The 17828-nt window shown below is 68.7% G+C and carries 19 protein-coding genes; 11 read left to right on the forward strand and 8 right to left on the reverse strand.

What is annotated here, in order from left to right; translation table 11 throughout:
• Positions 1–10: 10 nt before the first annotated feature.
• Positions 11–895 carry an endonuclease/exonuclease/phosphatase family protein gene (locus PHLH3_RS11345; RefSeq protein WP_213629267.1) on the reverse strand — a complete coding sequence of 295 codons (885 nt, stop codon included), beginning with the start codon at positions 893–895 and terminating at the stop codon, positions 11–13.
• Positions 896–1024: 129 nt separating this feature from the next.
• Between PHLH3_RS11345 and PHLH3_RS11350 the strand changes: the two genes are divergently transcribed.
• From PHLH3_RS11350 to PHLH3_RS11360, 3 genes are read left to right on the forward strand one after another with little or no spacing between them, the layout of a single operon-like run.
• Positions 1025–1222 (forward strand): PLDc N-terminal domain-containing protein, encoded by a 198-nt coding sequence (locus PHLH3_RS11350; protein ID WP_244863019.1) that lies wholly within the window; start codon positions 1025–1027, stop codon positions 1220–1222.
• A gap of 51 nt (positions 1223–1273) precedes the next feature.
• Positions 1274–1465, forward strand: coding sequence for a PLDc N-terminal domain-containing protein (locus PHLH3_RS11355; protein WP_111264079.1), 192 nt, complete (start codon positions 1274–1276; stop codon positions 1463–1465).
• Positions 1462–2016 carry a histidine phosphatase family protein gene (locus tag PHLH3_RS11360; RefSeq protein WP_213629268.1) on the forward strand — a complete coding sequence of 185 codons (555 nt, stop codon included), beginning with the start codon at positions 1462–1464 and terminating at the stop codon, positions 2014–2016. Before PHLH3_RS11355 ends, PHLH3_RS11360 begins: the two co-directional genes overlap by 4 nt.
• Positions 2017–2039: 23 nt before the next feature.
• On the opposite strand, the gene PHLH3_RS11365 is transcribed toward PHLH3_RS11360, so the two are convergent.
• The gene (locus PHLH3_RS11365) at positions 2040–2540 is read right to left on the reverse strand and encodes a methylated-DNA--[protein]-cysteine S-methyltransferase (RefSeq protein WP_213629269.1); all 501 of its coding nucleotides are present in this window, start codon (positions 2538–2540) and stop codon (positions 2040–2042) included.
• Between the two features lie 3 nt (positions 2541–2543).
• Positions 2544–3434 carry a DNA-3-methyladenine glycosylase gene (locus tag PHLH3_RS11370; protein WP_213629270.1) on the reverse strand — a complete coding sequence of 297 codons (891 nt, stop codon included), beginning with the start codon at positions 3432–3434 and terminating at the stop codon, positions 2544–2546.
• 169 nt (positions 3435–3603) lie between these two features.
• Between PHLH3_RS11370 and speE the strand changes: the two genes are divergently transcribed.
• Complete coding sequence (speE, locus tag PHLH3_RS11375) at positions 3604–4464, forward strand: polyamine aminopropyltransferase (protein WP_173178367.1); 861 nt, start codon at positions 3604–3606, stop codon at positions 4462–4464.
• A gap of 209 nt (positions 4465–4673) precedes the next feature.
• On the opposite strand, the gene PHLH3_RS11380 is transcribed toward speE, so the two are convergent.
• The 4 genes from PHLH3_RS11380 to PHLH3_RS11395 all read right to left on the reverse strand — a co-directional run bounded on the left by PHLH3_RS11380 (position 4674) and on the right by PHLH3_RS11395 (position 8211).
• Positions 4674–5990 carry an MFS family transporter gene (locus PHLH3_RS11380; protein WP_213629271.1) on the reverse strand — a complete coding sequence of 439 codons (1317 nt, stop codon included), beginning with the start codon at positions 5988–5990 and terminating at the stop codon, positions 4674–4676.
• Positions 5991–6284: 294 nt separating this feature from the next.
• Complete coding sequence (locus PHLH3_RS11385; protein WP_213629272.1) at positions 6285–6830, reverse strand: GNAT family N-acetyltransferase; 546 nt, start codon at positions 6828–6830, stop codon at positions 6285–6287.
• On the reverse strand, positions 6830–7174 hold the full coding sequence (locus PHLH3_RS11390; protein WP_213629273.1) for a hypothetical protein: 345 nt from the start codon (positions 7172–7174) through the stop codon (positions 6830–6832). The genes PHLH3_RS11385 and PHLH3_RS11390 overlap by 1 nt, the downstream gene beginning before the upstream one ends.
• Entirely contained in the window at positions 7171–8211 is a 1041-nt protein-coding gene (locus PHLH3_RS11395) for an AraC family transcriptional regulator (RefSeq protein WP_213629274.1), read from the reverse strand. The genes PHLH3_RS11390 and PHLH3_RS11395 overlap by 4 nt, the downstream gene beginning before the upstream one ends.
• A gap of 166 nt (positions 8212–8377) precedes the next feature.
• On the opposite strand from PHLH3_RS11395, the gene PHLH3_RS11400 reads away from it, so the two are divergent.
• The 6 genes from PHLH3_RS11400 to PHLH3_RS11425 all read left to right on the forward strand — a co-directional run bounded on the left by PHLH3_RS11400 (position 8378) and on the right by PHLH3_RS11425 (position 14123).
• Positions 8378–9853 carry an NAD(P)/FAD-dependent oxidoreductase gene (locus PHLH3_RS11400; RefSeq protein ID WP_213629275.1) on the forward strand — a complete coding sequence of 492 codons (1476 nt, stop codon included), beginning with the start codon at positions 8378–8380 and terminating at the stop codon, positions 9851–9853.
• Entirely contained in the window at positions 9837–10775 is a 939-nt protein-coding gene (locus PHLH3_RS11405; RefSeq protein WP_213629276.1) for an alpha/beta hydrolase, read from the forward strand. The genes PHLH3_RS11400 and PHLH3_RS11405 overlap by 17 nt, the downstream gene beginning before the upstream one ends.
• Before the next feature lies 1 nt (position 10776).
• On the forward strand, positions 10777–11538 hold the full coding sequence (locus PHLH3_RS11410) for an SDR family oxidoreductase (protein ID WP_213629277.1): 762 nt from the start codon (positions 10777–10779) through the stop codon (positions 11536–11538).
• 208 nt (positions 11539–11746) lie between these two features.
• A complete protein-coding gene (locus PHLH3_RS11415) occupies positions 11747–12646 on the forward strand; it encodes a DMT family transporter (RefSeq protein WP_213629278.1) in 900 nt (299 codons plus the stop codon).
• 257 nt (positions 12647–12903) lie between these two features.
• Complete coding sequence (locus PHLH3_RS11420) at positions 12904–13245, forward strand: ribonuclease E inhibitor RraB (RefSeq protein WP_173178375.1); 342 nt, start codon at positions 12904–12906, stop codon at positions 13243–13245.
• A gap of 134 nt (positions 13246–13379) precedes the next feature.
• A complete protein-coding gene (locus tag PHLH3_RS11425) occupies positions 13380–14123 on the forward strand; it encodes a type 1 glutamine amidotransferase (protein WP_213629279.1) in 744 nt (247 codons plus the stop codon).
• Between the two features lie 743 nt (positions 14124–14866).
• On the opposite strand, the gene ydcS is transcribed toward PHLH3_RS11425, so the two are convergent.
• Positions 14867–16024, reverse strand: a complete 1158-nt coding sequence (ydcS, locus tag PHLH3_RS11430; RefSeq protein ID WP_213629280.1) for a putative ABC transporter substrate-binding protein YdcS — start codon at positions 16022–16024, stop codon at positions 14867–14869.
• 393 nt (positions 16025–16417) lie between these two features.
• Here ydcS and PHLH3_RS11435 point away from each other — a divergent pair, with 393 nt between their 5' ends.
• Positions 16418–17827: a circularly permuted type 2 ATP-grasp protein gene (locus tag PHLH3_RS11435; protein WP_111264283.1), complete on the forward strand. Its 1410-nt coding sequence runs from the start codon at positions 16418–16420 to the stop codon at positions 17825–17827.
• Position 17828: the final 1 nt, after the last annotated feature.

The following is a 17828-nucleotide window of genomic DNA, read 5'->3' on the forward strand; positions in this document are numbered from 1 at the left end:
GTACCGGGCCTCACTGGTCCAGCCACACCGCGCGGTGATCCGAGCCGCGCCAGGGCAGGGTGCCCACCGCGCGCACCGGCCGCTCGCCGCGCACCAGGATGTGGTCCAGCCCGAGCATGCCCGGCCACCAGGTGGGGCGGATGCGCGGGCTGGTCAGGCGCAGCCCGGCGGTGGCGAGGAAATCCTGCAGGCGCGGTGAATAGGCCGTGCTGTTGAAGTCCCCCAGCACGACCACTTCCGGCCCCTCGGAGGCCACGCGCTCGGCCAGTTGCCGCAGCGACTCGTCGCGCGCCAGCGCCAGTTGCGTGCCCAGCGGCGGCGGCGGGTGCACGCCATAGAGCACCGTGCCGTCCTCCAGCTCCGCGCGCAGGTAGGGGTAGCCGCTGGCGGCGCCGGCGAGTTCCAGCACCTGGCAGCTTTTCAGTGGCAGGCGCGAGAACAGCGCCAGGCCGAAGGGCGAGTCGGTGTAGCGGGCGCAGGCCTCGAACGGGCGCAGGGTGGCCAGCTGTTGCGACCAGGCGGGCGTGGCCTCGGTGACGAAGACCAGGTCTGCGCGCTGTTTTGCCAGCCAGCGGGCATCGGCCCCGGCGTCGGCGTTGTCCAGTTTCAGGTTGAAGGCCAGGAAGCGCCGCGCGGGGGCCTCCGTCGCCAGGGGCTCGGCGGGCAAGGGGGTCAATGCCCATCCCAGGGCGCCCAGCCCACAGAGCGCGAACAGCAACGATGAGGCATTGCGCGGCTGCACGGCGGCGCCGAGCAGCATCACCACGGCCTGGATCGGCACGAAGTGGCTGAGCAGCTCCAGGCCCCAGTGCAGGCGGCCGAACTGGCCAAGCACCAGGGTGACCAGGGCCAGCCAGGCGAGCTGATTGAGATGAAAGCGCAAGGCCTTGAGCACGCGTGCGTCCTGCATTCATGGGAAAGGCGCGAATTGTAGGCCATCCGCCGTGCCTCGCGTGATCGGCGACGGGAACCCTGGCCGGCGCCCGTGTCCTAACACTTGAGAGCCACCCTGCCGGAGCCCACGATGAGCCAACACGCTATGCCCCTCTACGCCGTCCTGGGCACGCTGTACCTGCTGCTCACCGCCTGGGCGCTGTTCAATATCCTGGGCAGCGGCGCGCGGCGCGAGCAGAAGGTCCTCTGGACTGCCCTGTTGCTGCTGTTCCCGCTGCTCGGACTGTTCAACTGGGCCTGGATGGGGCCGCGTCGCCAGCACCGTTGATCCAGGCTCACCTATCCTGCACCCACACCCCCCGCAATAAGGAGCATCGCCATGGGTTCGATCCTCAACAGCCTGGCCGGGCTGATCATTCTCGCCCTCGACATCTGGGCCATCCTCAACGTCATCAAGAGCAACGCCGAGATCGGCATGAAGGTGCTGTGGATCCTGCTGATCGTGCTGCTGCCGGTGATCGGCCTGATCATCTGGGCCATCGCCGGGCCGCGGGGCGACGTGAGGATATGAACCGCCGCCGTGGCGCCTGGCTGCTGCTCTGGGCCTGCCTGGCGCTGCCGGCCCACGCCTACGAGGATGCCGCCTGGGCCGCGCTGCGCGGTGGCCAGGCGGTGTTCCTCATGCACCACGCCACCGCGCCGGGAGCGGGCGACCCCGACACCTTCCGCCTCGGCGACTGCACCACCCAGCGCAACCTCGATGCCGGCGGGCGCTACCAGGCGCAGCAGTGGGGCCAGTTGTTGCGCAGCCACTGGATCGAGGGGCCGCGCATCTTCACCGGGCGCTGGTGCCGCACCCAGGACACCGCCCTGGAAATGGGCATGGGCGCCTCGCAGCCGATGCCCGAGCTGGACTATTTCGAGGGGGATACCGCCGTCATGCAGCGCATGCGCCAGGCCATCAACGCGCTGCCACGCGGCCTGCCGCTGGTGCTGGTGACCCACGGGGTGAACATGACGGCCCTGACCGGAGTCCCGGCGGCACCGGATGAAGCCCTGATCGTCGCGCTGCCCATCACCGAGCCGGCGCGGGTGCTGGCACGGGTGCCCGCGCCGCGCTAGGCCCGGCGCCAGGGTGAAGGGGGTCAGATGAGCTGCAGCTGATCCTGCACCGGCTGCATTGCCGCGCCTTCCAGGCGCAAGAGGATGGCCTTGCGCTCCAGCCCTCCGCCGAACCCGGTCAGGCTGCCGTCACGGCCGATGACCCGGTGGCAGGGGATGATCACCGCGATGGGGTTGGCACCGTTGGCCAGGCCGATGGCGCGCACCGCCTTGGGCCTGCCGATGCGCATCGCCTGGGTGGCGTAGCTGATGGTCTGGCCGTAGGGGATATCCAGCAGCGCCTGCCAGGCGGCCCGCTGGAACTCGGTGCCCTGGGGCGCCAGCTGCAGGTCGAAGCGCTTGCGCTTGCCGGCGAAGTACTCGTCCAGCTGGCGGCAGGCCGCATCGAGCTGGCGGGTGGCCGGGTGCCAGAGCGGGTCCAGCTCTGTCGGCCGCTCGGTCTCCATGTGCAGCAGGCGCAGCCCGGCCTCGTCGCCGGCCAGCAGCAGCGGGCCTATGGGGCTGTCCTGATAGCGGAAGTACATGGATCAATTCTCCGATGCGTAGCTGTGCCAGAGGTACACGGCGGCGTAGGCGCGCCAGGGCCGCCAGTGTTCGGCGCGGCTGGCCAGGGCCTTGGCGCTGATGCCGGCATCGCCCCAGAACGGCGACTTGAGCAGGCCCAGGTCGGCGGTGGGGAAGGCATCCGGCTGGCCGAAGGCACGCAGGGCGATGTATTCGGCGGTCCAGGGGCCGATGCCGGGCAGGGCGCAGAGCCGCGCGATGAGCGCTTCGACGCCCTCGGCCACCGAGAGTTCCAGGGCACCGGAAGCCACCGCGTCGGCGAAGCGGCGCAGCGTCTCCACCCGCTTGCCGGGCATGCCGATGCCGGGCAGCGCGTCGTCGGCGATGGCGCTGGCGGTGGGGAACAGGCGCAGCGGGCCGTCGTCGGGGGAATCCGCCAGGGGCTCGCCAAGGCGCTCCACCAGGCGCCCGGCGATGGTCACCGCGGCCTTCACCGTCACCTGCTGGCCGATGATGGTGCGCACGCCCTGCTCGAAGGGGTCGAAGGCCACCGGCAGGCGCAGGCCGGGGTAGCGTTCCAGCAGGGGTTGCAGCTGCGGGTCGCCGCAGAGGTGCCGGGCGATGGCCAGGGGGTCGCTGTCGAGGTCGAACATCTGTCGCACCCGCGCCACCAGCTCCGCTTCGCGGCCGAGGCACGAGGGGCTCAGCTCCAGGGCGAGGTGCCCGGCACCGGGGCGCACGCGGAACCAGCCATGCAGCTCGCCGAGGCGGAAGCTGCGGCAGTAGCTGGCGGCGTCGATGCGCTCGACGCCGGGCAGGCGGCGCAGGGCGAAGTGGCGCAGGAACTGCTCCCAGCTCCAGGGTTCGATGTAGGGAAGGTGCAGGCCGGGCGGTAGGGGGGTGGATTCGTTCATCGGGCGACGATACCGGCGGTCGTGGCGGCTGTCTCTCGGAAACTGATCATCGAATTCCCCACCTTCGAGGTTCGACCTGAAACCCGGGCCATCGTAGAATGCGCGCCTTTTCTTCGGACGGGCCCGGGCCAGCCGCCCACCCACCTGCAGCCATCACGGGAGACCCCTCATGAGCGACTACCAGGAAACTCTCTACGAAGGCTACGGCCAGCGTTTTCGCATGGACAAGCTGCTCCACGAAGTGCGCACCGAGCACCAGCACCTGGTGATATTCGAGAACCCGCGCATGGGCCGCGTCATGGCCCTGGACGGCGTGATCCAGACCACCGAGGCGGACGAGTTCATCTACCACGAGATGCTCACCCACGTGCCCATCCTCGCCCACGGCGCCGCGCGTCGCGTGCTGATCATCGGCGGTGGCGACGGCGGCATGCTGCGCGAGGTGCGCAAGCACAAGGGCGTCGAGAGCATCACCATGGTCGAGATCGACGGCACGGTGGTGGAGATGTGCAAGGAGTTCCTGCCCAACCACTCCAGGGGCGCCTATGACGACCCGCGACTGAACCTGGTGATCGACGACGGCATGCGCTTCGTCGCCAGCACCGAGGAGAAGTTCGACGTGATCATCTCCGACTCCACCGACCCGATCGGCCCGGGCGAGGTGCTGTTTTCCGAGAACTTCTACCAGGCCTGCCGCCGCTGCCTGAACGAAGGCGGCATCCTGGTCACCCAGAACGGCACGCCCTTCATGCAGCTGGGCGAGGTGCAGACCACAGCCGGGCGCATGAACGGCCTGTTCGCCGACTGGCACTTCTACCAGGCGGCCGTACCCACCTACATTGGCGGCTCCATGACCTTCGCCTGGGGCGCCACCCACCCGGAGTCGCGCAAGGTCTCGCTGGAAACCCTGCGCCAGCGCTTCGCCGGCAGCGGCATCGTCACCCGCTACTACAACCCCGAGATCCACCTCGGCGCCTTCGCCCTGCCGCAGTACGTGCTGCAGGCCATCGGCAAACCAAGCAACGACTGAGTCGCGCGACACCAGGAGGCCCCGCAAGGGGCCTTTTTCGTGCCCGCCCGATGGCCGGTGCAGGAGCGGTTTCACCGCGAAATGGCTCGCGAAGGACACCGTTGCGGCACAGTAGGGGCGAATTCATTCGCCCACGGGCAACGGCGTTGCCCTGATCGTGGAAGGCAGCCCTGCGTTCAGCCACGACAGCAGGGCAATCCCAGTCGCCCCTACAGATCGTGATGCAGGTAGCTCGCCTGTTTCGGCAGCCGCAGGCTGAAGAGGAAGGCCACCACCATCATGGCCGAGACGTACCAGTAGAAGCTTTCCTCCATGCCGATGGACTTCAGCCCCAGTGCCGCGTATTCCGCCGAGCCGCCGAAGACGGCGTTGGCCACCGCATAGGCCAGGCCGACGCCGAGGGCGCGGACTTCCGGCGGGAACATCTCGGCCTTCACCAGGCCGCTGATGGAGGTGTACAGGCTGACGATGGCCAGCGCCACGATGATCAGCGCGAAGGCGATGTATGGGCTCTGCACGCCCTTGAGCGCGGTGAGGATCGGCCAGGTGCACAGCGCGCCCAGGGCGCCGAACCAGAGCATCGATGTGCGCCGGCCGATGCGGTCGGAGAGGGCGCCGAACAGCGGCTGCATGAGCATGTAGACGAACAGCGCGCAGGTCATCACGGCGCTGGCGGTCTTGGTGGTCATGCCGGCGCTGTTGACCAGGTATTTCTGCATGTAGGTGGTGAAGGTGTAGAAGATCAGCGAGCCGCCGGCGGTGTAGCCGAGCACCGTGACGAAGGCGCGCTTGTGGTGGCGGAACAGGTGGCCCAGGCTGCCGGATTCCTCGCTGTGCAGCTGGTCCTGGCGGGCGGTCTCGTTCAGCGAGCGGCGCAGGTAGAAGGCGATCACCGCCGTCGCCGCGCCGATCACGAAGGGGATGCGCCAGCCCCAGGCCCGCAGTTCGTCCTCGCTCAGCACCTGCTGCAGGATCACCACCACCAGAACCGCCAGCAGCTGTCCGCCGATCAGGGTCACGTACTGGAAGGACGCGAAGAAGCCGCGCTGGCCCCTGAGCGCCACCTCGCTCATGTAGGTGGCCGTGGTGCCGTATTCACCACCCACCGACAGCCCCTGGAACAGCCGAGCCACCAGCAGCAGCGCCGGCGCCAGGGCGCCGATGGCGGCATAGGTGGGCATGCAGGCGATGGCCAGGGAGCCGGCGCACATCATCAGCACCGAGATCATCATCGAGCGCTTGCGCCCGTACCTGTCGGCGATGCGGCCGAACAGCCAGCCGCCGATGGGGCGCATGAGGAAGCCGGCGGCGAACACGCCCGCGGTATTGAGCAACTGCACCGTCGGGTCGTCGGAGGGGAAGAAGGCCGGGGCGAAGTAGATGGAGCAGAAGGCGTAGACGTAGAAGTCGAACCACTCCACCAGGTTGCCGGAGGAGGCGCCGACTATCGCGAACACGCGTTTGCGACGTTCTTCGAAGCTGTAGTGCGGATGGGGGCTGTCGAGGTGTTCGGTCGTACTGCTCATGGGGCTGGGCACTCGTTCTGGAAGGAGTTGCGGCCCGCGCCCCGAGCGGGAGACGGGCCGGGCCTGTCCTTGGATTGACTGCCGGTGTCACAAAATGTTGCGGCTCCTGGTATCAGCCAAGCCCCGGTTGGACGGGAAAGCAACGACCGCAGGGCGGCTCGCGGACGATGTTAGGGGACGTATAGGGCGCGCGTAGGATGGGTAGAGCTTGGCGAAACCCATGCTGTGGTGGTCGGTGGCGCTGGCGTGGGTTCGGGCTCGGGATCGATGGGGTTCGCTGCGCTCTACGCCATCCTACGGGACGGGTGCGGGGATCACCGGGCCGAGGCGCAGTTGCATGGCCACCCGGTCGGCCAGGCCGAAGGCCTTTTCCTCCTTGAGGCGGCGGATCAGCTCGTCGTGCAGCTCGGCTTCCTCCAGCGGGCGGAAGCCGAGCCGGGCGTAGTAGGGGGCGTTCCAGGGAATGTCGGCGAAGGTGGTCAGGTACAGCGCATCGTGGCCGCGTGCCTCGGCCCAGTCGCGGGCGGCGGCGATCAGGCGACGGCCGATGCCGCGACGCCCCAGGGCCGGCAGCACGTCCAGTTCCGCCAGCAAGGCGATGCCGCCGAGCACCTCCACCAGGGCGAAGCCCACGGCCATGCCGCCGCTGTCCTGTGCCACCCACAGGCGGCCTTCGGCCTGCCCCTGGGCCAGCAGCGCCTGGGGCACGGTCGCCTCGCGCAAGAGTGCGGGAATGGCACCCTCCGGGAACAGGCTGGCGGCGGCGCGCTCGATCTCGGCCAGCACCGCCAGGTGACGGGGCTCGGCCGGAACCACCGGGTAGTCCTCCTGGGCGAGCATCAGCGCCACTCGCCCCGCTGGTCCACCAGCGTGCGGTCGCCCCGGGTCACGCTCAGGCGGCCGTCCTCGCCGACGAAGTAGTGGGTATCGCCGTTGTTGAACTCGTAGCCCAGGGAATGGCAGGGGGTGATGCCGTCGGCACACAGTCGCATGAGCTGGCGACCCTTGAGTTCGAGGGTGTTGCCGCTCTTCTTGCTGGTGCCCCGGTAGAGCACGTTGTCGCAGCCGACGGTGCCTTCGTCGCACTGCTCGATGATCTCGACGCGGTAGCCGGGGGTGTCCAGGGTGGCCGCCGGCAGCGGGCCGGCAACGAGCAGCAGGGGCAGGGCGAGGGCGGGTCTCATGACAGGGCGTTCCGGGTCTGGAGTTGGCTGCGGTACTGGCCGGGCGTGATGCCCTTCCAGCGTTTGAAAGCATGGATGAAGTTGGACAGTTCGCCATAACCGAGGCGTTCGGCGATCTCTTCCAGTCGGATGCCATCGGTGGCCAGCAGTTCCTCGGCCAGGGCGTTGCGCACTTCCTCCTGCAACTGGCGGAAGGAGGTGCCCTCGGCGTCCAGGCGGCGGCGCAGGGTGCGCGAGGTCATGTGCAGCTCGGTGGCGATGCGCTCCATGTCCGGCAGCAGCCCCGGCTGGGACAGCAGGCGATCGCGGATGCGCCCGGCGAGCCCCGCGCGCACCCGGCGGCGCGCCAGCAGCGCCTTGCACTGGGCCTCGCACTGCTGCGCCACCTGCGGGTTGGCGCCGGGCAGCGGCAGGTCGAGCAGGGCGCGGGCGAAGACGATGCGGTTCTCCGGGGCGTCGAAGCCCGGCATCACCCCCAGCAGCTCGCGGTAGGGCGTGGCGTCGGCCGGGGCGGGCAGGGCGAGGCTCACGCGCTGCAGCGGCAGGTCGGCATTGTTCAGGTCGCGCTGCACGCTGAGGGCCCCGGCGATGTCGCGCTCCAGCAGGAAGCCGCGCAGGTCCTCGGGCAGGCCGCGCCCCTCCAGCACCAGGTGCGCTTCGTCGTCGTGCTCTTCCAGGCGCATGGTGTGGAAGGCGTAGGTCAGGTCGAGGTAGCGCAGGCCCAGTTCGGCGGCGCTGCGGTAGGTGGGGCTGCTGAGCAGGGCGAACCCCCAGATGCCATAGGTGCTGAGGTGGTAGCGGCGGCCGGCCTTGAGGCCGATGCCGGGGAGGTGCCCGAGGGCCTGGACGATGTTGCGCACCAGGGCCAGTTCCTGGGCGGCGTTGACCTCGGCGCCGGGGTCGGCCAGGGCGTTCCAGTCCAGGCCGGTGCCGGCCAGGCAACGTTCCACCGACAGGCCGTGGTCGAGGCCGAACTGGGTGAGCAACTGCACGCTGATGGCACTGCGGCGGGGCGGCCAGTGGGAAATGTCCTGCATATCGTGTCGCGTTCCTTGGCAGTTGAACGGGCATTTATGTCCGAAAAGCACAATTCGCTGTCCGATCATGCCATAAACAGCGTGCGCCGCCGCGCATTAGCATCCTCTCATCCGCACGTTCGGCTGGCCTGGTCCCCGACGGTTGCGGCGAGCATGGGAGAAAACAATGAACAACAATCCCCAGCACCCGGCGCCCCTGCGCGTGCTGATCATCGGAGCCGGCTTCGGCGGCCTCGGCCTGGCCATCCGCCTGCAGCAATGCGGCATCGAGGATTTCCTGATCCTCGAGAAGGCCGCCGACCTCGGCGGCACCTGGCGTGACAACACCTACCCCGGCGCGGCCTGCGACGTGCCTTCGCACCTCTATTCCTTCTCCTTCGAGCCCAAGCTCGACTGGTCGCGCAAGTTCGCGCCCCAGGCGGAGATCCACGCCTACCAGCAGCAGTGCGCCGAGCGCCACGGCCTGCGTCGGCGCATCCGCTTCGGCACCGAGGTGGCCGGCGCCCGCTTCGACGAAGAGGCGGCGCTGTGGCGGGTGGGAACCACCACGGGCGAGCACTTCAGCGCCCGCGCCCTGATCAGCGCCTGCGGCCAGTTGAACCGGCCGGCCATGCCGCGCCTGCCCGGCATCGAGCGCTTCACCGGCGAGGTGTTCCACTCGGCGCGCTGGAACCATGACTACGACCTGTCCGGCAAGCGAGTGGCGGTGATCGGCACCGGCGCCAGCGCCATCCAGTTCGTGCCGCAGATCGCGCCGCAGGTGGCGCAGCTGCACCTGTTCCAGCGCTCCGCCGCCTATGTCATCGCCAAGCCCGACCGCGCCTACCGCCCGTGGGAGCTGGCGCTGATGAAGCGCCTGCCGGTGCTGCAGAAGGTCGACCGACTGCTCAAGTACGTGCAGCACGAGGCGCGCGCCCTGGCCTTCACCGTCTTCCCGCCGCTGATGAAGGTGATGCGCCTGAGCTTCCACCGGCACCTGTCCCGCGGCATCCGTGACCCGGAACTGCGTCGGCGCCTGCAGCCGGACTACCCGCTGGGCTGCAAGCGCATCCTCATCTCCAACGACTTCTACCCCGCCCTGGCGCGGGACAACGTCGAGCTGGTGGAGCAGGCCATCACCGGCATCAGCGAGCGTGGCGTGCTGACCGCCGACGGCCGCGAGCGCGAAGTGGACGCGATCATCTACGGCACCGGTTTCGCCGCCACCGATTTCCTCGCCCCCATGAGCATCCGCGGGCGCGACGGCCGCGACCTCAACGAGGCCTGGCGCGAGGGCGCCGAAGCCTACCTGGGCATCAGCGTCAGCGGCTTCCCCAACCTGTTCATCCTCTACGGGCCGAACACCAACCTGGGGCACAACTCGATCCTCTACATGCTGGAAAGCCAGTTCGCCTATGTGCTCGGTTGCCTGCGCGCGCTGCAGCGCGACGGCCTGCGCTACATGGACCTCAAGCCCGAGGTGCAGCGCCGCTTCAACGACAGGCTGCAGCACGCCGTTCGCCATACGGTGTGGGAGCGCGGCTGCAACAGCTGGTACAAGACCGCCGATGGCCGCAACACCAACAACTGGCCCGGCTTCACCCTGACCTACCGCCAACAGACCCGCCAACCGGAGCTCGACCACTATGAATGCGTCCGTTGATTTCACCGCGCCCGATGCCGGCCAGCCGCTGCTGCGTGCGGTGCTGCGTGGGGGCTTGCGGGTGCTGTTCCGGAGCCTGGTGCGCCCGCCGATGCCCATCGCCGGGCAGCGGGCGGTGATCCGCGCGCTGACTTCCACCCCGGTGTCGATGCGCGGTGTCACCCGCAGTCGCGACAGCCTCGGCGGGGTGCCCTGCGAATGGCACCGCCCTGCACGGGACAACGGCAGCGTGCTGCTCTACCTGCACGGCGGCGCCTTCCTCATCGGCGCCGCCGCGACCCACCGTGCCATCACCGCCACCCTGGCGCGCCGGGGCGGGCTGTCGGTCTGCGCGCTGGACTATCGCCTGGCGCCCGAACACCCGTTCCCCGCCGCCCGCCAGGACGGCGTGGCCGCCTACCGCGCGCTGCTGGCCCAGGGGTATGCCAGCGAGCGCATCTTCATCGGCGGTGATTCCGCAGGTGGCAATCTCAGCCTGATCACCGCCCTGGAACTCGGTCGCCAGGGGCTGCCGCAGCCGGCGGGGCTGGTGCTGCTGTCGCCGGTGACCGACTTCAGCGGCGAGCAGATGCACCAGCCTCCGGCCGGCGACCCGCTGCTAAATCCGCTGTGGATGGAGCAGGCCATCAGCCTCTACGCCCCGGCAGGGCTGGATCGACGCGACCCCGGGCTGTCGCCGATCTACGCCGACCTGGCCGGCCTGCCGCCGATCCTGGTGCAGGTGGGCGAGGACGAGCTGCTGCTCAACGACAGCCTGCGCCTGGCGGACGCAGCGCGGGCGGCCGGGGTGCCGGTGCGCCTGGAGCGCTACCCGGGGCTGTGGCATGTGTTCCAGGCCCACGCCGGCATACTGCGTGCCGCCGACCAGGCGCTGGCCAGCATCCTCGCCTTCATCCACGCCCGCAGCGGCGAGGGGGCTTGAAATGCACAACATCCTCATCACCGGCGCCGCTTCCGGCATCGGCCGGGCCACGGCGCGGCTGTTCCACCAGAAGGGCTGGACCGTCGGCCTGCTGGACATCGCCCCGCGGCCGCTGGAGGAACTCTCCGCCGAACTGGGCGGGCTCTGGTACCAGGCGCTGGACGTCACCGACCTGGCCGCCGTCGAAGGCGCCCTGGCGGACTTCTGCGGGCGCCATGACGGGCAGTTGCGGCTGCTGTTCAACTGCGCGGGCCTGCTGCGCTTCGGCCACTTCGAGACGATCGATGTGGCCGAGCACGCGCGCATCCTCGCGGTGAACGTGCTGGGCCTGGTGCAGATGACCCACGCGGCCTTCCCCTATCTCAAGGCCACCGCCGATGCCCAGGTGATCAACATGGGCTCGGCCTCGGGCCTCTACGGTACGCCGCACATGGCCAGCTACTCCGCCTCCAAGTTCGCCGTGCGCGGCTTCACCGAGGCCCTGGAGCTGGAGTGGCGGCGCCACGGCATCCGTGTCGGCGACCTGATGCCGCCCTTCGTGCGCACCCCGATGGTCGAGAGCCAGCGCTTCGAGCCGCCGACCCTGCGCCGCCTCGGGGTGAGCCTCAAGGCCGAGGACATCGCCGAGGCGGCCTGGCAGCAGGCCCATGGCGCCGCGGTGCACCGGCCCATCAGCCTGCTGTTCAAGCTGATGTACTGGTCCGGGCAGGTGTCGCCGCCGTGGATCACCCGGCTGATCATGGGCCGGCTGAGCCGGGAGTAGGGCGGCCGACGGGTCATGGCTGCAGCCGGCCTCCAGTGGGCCCGGCGTCCGCGAGGGTGACGGTGTCTGCGGGGCTTGCATGCACGCCGTCATCCCCGCGAAAGCGGGGACCCACCGAAGAGACAGCTTCGGGTGGCTTTGCACGGGGGCCGGCACCGTATAGCCTGGCCGGCCGCACCTCCCTGGTGCGCCCGAAAGGACGCCTTCCATGACCCCCTGGTTCGCCTACGCCTGTCTCGCCCTGTCCATGCTGCTGGTCGGCGGCAATATCGCCATCGGCAAGCTGGTGCTGGCCGAGGTGCCGCTGTTCGTCTTCGCCTGCCTGCGCTTTCTCATCGCCACCCTGGTGCTGGCGCCGGGCATGCTGTCGTCCAGGGTGCGTCGGGGTCTGGATGCCACGGCCGGCAAGGGACTGTTCCTGCAGGCGTTCTTCGGCTGCTTCCTGTTCAGCCTGTTCATGCTCTATGGCGTCCAGCACACCAGTGCCACCAGTGCGGGCATCATCACCAGCGCGACGCCGAGCGTGGTGGCGCTGCTGGCCTGGTTCTGGCTGCGTGAGCGGGTTGGCGCGCAGGGCGCGCTGGCGATTGCGTTGGCGGTAGCGGGCATCGCCCTGCTCAACCTGCTGGGCGGCGGCGAGGGCGGCACCGGCAGCGTGCTCGGCAATACGCTGGTGCTGGGCGCGGTGCTGGCCGAGGCGATCTTCGCCATCTATTCGCGGCGCCTGTCCCTGGCGCTGCATCCCTGGGCGATGGCCTTCGGCGTGAACCTCGCCGGGCTGGCGCTGTTCCTGCCCCTGGCTCTGGTGCAGGGCCCCGCGTTCGACTGGATGGCGATAAGCCCGGCGAGCTGGGCCTGGGTGCTGTTCTATGCGCTGAGCGCCAGCGTGCTGTCCTTCCTGCTCTGGTACCGCGGCATCAGCCAGGTGCAGGCCAGCGTGGCCGGGCTGTTCACCGGGCTGATGCCGGTGGGCGCGGTGCTGGTCGGCGGCCTGCTGCTGGGCGAAGGTCTGAGCGCCGGCCAGGCCCTGGGCATGGCCCTGGTGCTGGGTGCCATCGGCCTCGGTGGGCGGGCGGAGCGACGGGCGGTTTCGCCCGGCGGCGCCTGAAGTGCCGCCCGTCGTGCCGGGCGAAGGAAAGTTCGCTCGACGGCGGGCAGACCGGCCGAGCTGACGCTAACCTGCACTCTGATGCAGTCGATCGTTGTGCGTGAGAAAAGCAGCGGCCATCTCCTTCAAGGAGCTGGCCAGGGTGGTGCCCCGCGTCCGCGGGGCCGCCCGTGGCGACGCCGCCAGGTGTCGCGAGGCCGAAGCCTTCGGCCGTCTACAAGCGAAACTCATCAATCGCCAGAGAGGAGGTCGTTACCATGAGCACAACCTTCCACGATGACGTCAGCAGCAATGTTCTACGGCGCATGAAAGAGGGCGGTTTCGATTTCGCCCGGGTACATCCCATCGAGTTCTACGCCATCTTCCCCGACGAGGACCGGGCCCGGATGGTTGCGCGAAAGTTCTGCGGTGAATGGCTGAACGCCCAGGTATCCCCCCGTGATGACGGGGCCTGGCACCTGCAGGTGAGCAAGGTGATGTACGCCACCCACGCCGGCATCGGCGATTTCGAACACGACCTGGAGGAGCTGGTCGTGCCCCTCGGCGGGACCCTGGATGGATGGGGCGTGACCCAGGAACTCCCCGCGCCTTCGCGCTGAGTTCCCCAACGCCTGGTAATCACCGGCCAGCCCTGCGCTGGCCGGTGTCGTTCCAGGTGCCTGAAAAAACTTACCTTTTCCTGACTCGACCTCGGCACGGGCTTTGCCTCAGACTCCGGAAACGGAGGGCTGACATGACCGATATCCTGATTCTTACCCACGCCGATTTCTGTCCGGCTGGCCATCTCGCGAACGTGCTGGACGCGCAAGGCCGGGCCTTCACCGTGTTGCGCGCGGACCAGGGCGAACTGTACGGCTACGACCTCGATCGCCCGCGCGCGGTCGCGGTGATGGGCGGGCCGATGAGCGTCAACGACCCACTGCCCTGGATCGAAGCGGAAATCGCGGCGCTGCGGCATTTCATCGCGCGGGACATCCCCATCATCGGCCACTGCCTCGGCGGCCAGTTGCTGGCACGGGCGCTGGGGGCGGCGGTGCACCGCATGCCCTATACCGAGATCGGCTGGCAGCCGCTGGAGAAACGCGCGCTGGCGGTGGGCAATCCCTGGGTCGCGCACCTGCCCATGCAGTTCCCGGTCTACCAGTGGCACAGCGATACCTTCGATCTGCCCAGCGGCGCGCAGTGGCTGTTCGACAGCCCCTGGTGCCCCAATCAGGGCTTCTCCTGGGGCGACAAGGTGCTGGCCCTGCAAGGCCACCCGGAGATGACCGAGGAACTGGTGCAGCTGTGGCTCACCGACTGGGCCCACCTGCTCGACGAGACCCAGCCCAGCCAGCAGCCCAGGGAGCGCATGCTCAAAGACCTGCCGGCCAAGGTGGAGGCGCTGCACCAGGTGGCGGAAGGGTTCTACCGACGCTGGCTGGACCTGGCCTTCCAGGACCAGCCCCAGCGCTCGGCCCCCGCGTTGAGCGCCTAGCGCTGGGTTGCACCCGACCTATATGAGGCCAATGCCTGACGCCGTACCGCGATCGACCCCGCCTGGTGGAGGTAAAAAGCGACCTCCACCCTACGCAGCGGTCGGGTCCGGGGTGGGAGCGAATTCATTCGCGAAAAGGGCCGTGCAACGCGCCCACCCATGATTGCCATGAAGTCCGTGGTGCGTAGGGCGGGTGGAACCCGCGGCGTTGTGCACCATCGTCGGGTCGCACCCGACCTACATGCGATCCAGACCCTGTAGGGGCGAATTCATTCGCCCAGCGGCGCGCAGCGCCGCCGCTCTCCTGCCGGGGTAAACTCCCAGGCCTGACGCCGTGCCGTGATCGAGCCCGCCGGGTGGAGGTGAAAAGCGACCTCCACCCTACGCAGTGGTCAGGCCCGGCGTGGGAGCGAATTCATTCGCGAATACGGCCCGAGCCGGGCGTCGCGGTTGAAACCGCTCCTACAGTGCGTAGAGCGGGTGAAGCCCGCGGCGTGGTGCGACATCGTCGGGTTGCACCCGACCTACATGAGGCGCCTGCACTGTAGGGGCGAATTCATTCGCCCAGCGGCGCGCAGCGCCGCCGCTCTCCTGCCGGGGTAAACCCCCAGGCCTGACGCCGTGCCGTGATCGAGCCCGCCGGGTGGAGGTGAAAAGCGACCTCCACCCTACGCAGCGGTCGGGTCCGGGGTGGGAGCGAATTCATTCGCGAAGAGGGTCGCACGGCGCCTCGGGCAGGCCCGCTAACGCCCACCCATGATCGCGATGTAGTCCTGGGTCCAGCGGCTGTAGGGCACGCATTGCCCGTCGCCGCATTTGGCCTGGGGCGTCTTCCAGAAGGCGATCTTGTCGAACTGGTCGTAGCCGTTGGTGGCGCAGCCGCCGGCGCCGAGCAGTTCGCTGCTGGAGCAGCCCTTGGGTACCGCCGGCACCGAGCCGAACCAGGCCGCCACGTCGCCCTGCACCTTGGGCTCCAGGGACCAGTTCATCCATCTGTAGGCGCAGTTGGGGTGCTTGGCCTCGGCGTGCAGCATGGTGGTGTCGGCCCAGCCGGTGGAGCCCTCCGTGGGGATGGTGGAGGCGACGGGCTGCTTCTCGCCGCGCAGGGCGTTGACCTGGTAGGGCCAGGAGCCCGAGGCGGCCACGCCTTCGTTCTTGAAGTCGCTCATCTGCACGGTCGCGTCGTGCCAGTAGCGGTGGACCAGCGGTTGCTGGCCGCGCAGCAGGGCGATGACGGCGGCGTACTGCGCCTCGCTCAGTTCGTAGGGATCGCGGATGCCCAGCTCGGGCCGGGTGCGGCGCAGGTAGAGGGCGGCGTCGGCGATGTAGATGGGGCCGTCGTAGGCCTGCACGCGGCCCTTGTTGCTCTTGCCGTCGGGCAGGGTGGTCTCCTCGAACACCACGTTCCAGCTCGTGGGCGGCTTGGGGAAGACCTGGGTGTTGTACATCAGCACGTTCGGCCCCCACTGGTAGGGCGTGCCGAAATGCTGCCCGGCCACGGTGTGCCAGGGGGCGTCCCTGAGCCGCTCGTCGAGGTTCTTCCAGTTGGGAATCAGCGCGGTGTCGATCGGCTGCACGCGCTTGCCCGCCACCAGGCGCAGGGAGGCATCGCCGGAGGCTGTGACCAGGTCGTAGCCACCCTTGGCCATGAGGCTGACCATCTCGTCGGAGGTGGCGGCGGTCTTCACGTTGACCTTGCAGCCGCTGTCCTTTTCGAAGGCGGTGACCCAGTCGTAGGCCTTGTCGGTCTCGCCGCGCTCGACGTAGCCGGGCCAGGCGATGATGTCGAGCGCGCCTTCGCCCTCGCCAATCTGCTTGAGCGGTTGTGCGGCCTGCAGCGCGCCGCTGAGCAGGGCGCTGGCGCAGGCAAACGCCGAAAGGGTGCTTCTGATCGAGGACATGGTCGACTCCTGATGCGGATGCGGCGGAGCCTGGGCGGCGACCGCCAGAGCAGCGGGCCGTGAGGCGGGAGGTGCTCAAGCCAGCGTAGTTCGCGGCCTGTGGCCTGACAAGGAAGGTTGCCGACGGCGCGGGCAGGCTGGCGGCCTTGTCCTAGACTGCTTGCGTGGGCGCATTCGCGATGAGCGAAGAATTAGGGAACAAGTACGCGCAGCTCCCCGTCCTAATCCGTATCGCCGCCAAACGGGGCGGTGGCACCCGTTCCGCTTCCGAAGCTGCACCATCGCAGTGCGTCGGAGTTGGAGTCCGAGTGCAACTCATTGATACGTAAGGGGTTGAGTCGCTGGCACGAGGCTTGCGACTGCAAGATGGTCGGTGGTGACAAGGAGTCCGGCATGGCCCGCACCTTTTTTGACGAGATGTACGACGCGAGTGGCGAATGCCGCCCGCACTACCGGGAATTCGCCCGCTGGTTGGCCGATACCCCCGAGGAGCTGCTTGCCCAGAGGCGGCGCGAAGCCGACCTGCTGTTCCACCGGGCGGGCATCACCTTCACCCTCTATGGGGATGAACAGGGCACCGAGCGCCTGATCCCCTTCGATACCATTCCCCGATCCATCCCCATGAGCGAGTGGCGTGTCGTCGAGCGCGGCTGCATCCAGCGCGTCAAGGCGCTGAACATGTTCCTCGCCGACCTCTACCACGGCCAGCGCATCATCAAGGCGGGGATCATCCCGGCCGAGCAGGTGCTGGCCAACGAGGGCTACCAGATCGCGATGCAGGGCCTGGACCTGCATCGCGACATCTACGCCCATATCGCCGGCGTGGACCTGGTGCGTGACGGCGACGGCACCTACTACGTGCTCGAGGACAACCTGCGCACCCCCAGCGGCGTCAGCTACATGCTCGAAGACCGCAAGATGATGATGCGCCTGTTCCCCGAGCTGTTCGCGGCGCAGCGCGTGGCGCCCATCGACCACTACCCGAACCTGCTGCTGGAGACCCTCAAGAGCTCCAGCCCGCTGGACAACCCCAGCGTCGTGGTGCTGACCCCGGGGCGCTTCAACAGTGCCTACTTCGAGCACGCCTTCCTCGCCCGCGAGATGGGCGTCGAGCTGGTGGAGGGCGCCGACCTGTTCGTCCGCGACGACCGCGTCTACATGCGCACCACCTCCGGCCCGCAGCCGGTGGACGTGATCTACCGTCGCCTCGACGACGCCTTCCTCGACCCGCTGGCCTTCAACCCGGACTCCATGCTCGGCGTGCCCGGACTGCTGGCGGCCTACCGTTCCGGCAACGTGGTGCTGGCCAACGCCATCGGCACCGGGGTGGCGGACGACAAGTCGATCTATCCCTATGTCGGCGACATGATCCGCTTCTACCTCGACGAGGAACCCATCCTCGCCAACGTGCCCACCTGGCAGTGCCGCAAGCCCGAGGAGCTGTCTCACGTGCTGGCCAACCTGCCGGAGCTGGTGGTGAAGGAAACCCAGGGTTCCGGCGGCTACGGCATGCTGGTCGGCCCCGCCGCCACCAAGGCGGAGATCGAAGCCTTCCGCGAACGCCTCAAGGCGCGCCCGGAGGCCTACATCGCCCAGCCCACGCTGAGCCTGTCCACCTGCCCGACCTTCGTCGAGAAGGGCATCGCCCCGCGCCACATCGACTTGCGCCCGTTCGTCCTCTCCGGCCGCGAAACGCGCCTGGTGCCGGGCGGCCTGACGCGCGTCGCGCTGCGCGAAGGTTCGCTGGTGGTGAACTCGTCGCAGGGCGGCGGTACCAAAGACACCTGGATCGTGGAGGACTGAT

Source organism: Pseudomonas sp. Pc102 (genome assembly GCF_018408275.1).
Lineage (GTDB): Bacteria > Pseudomonadota > Gammaproteobacteria > Pseudomonadales > Pseudomonadaceae > Metapseudomonas > Metapseudomonas tohonis.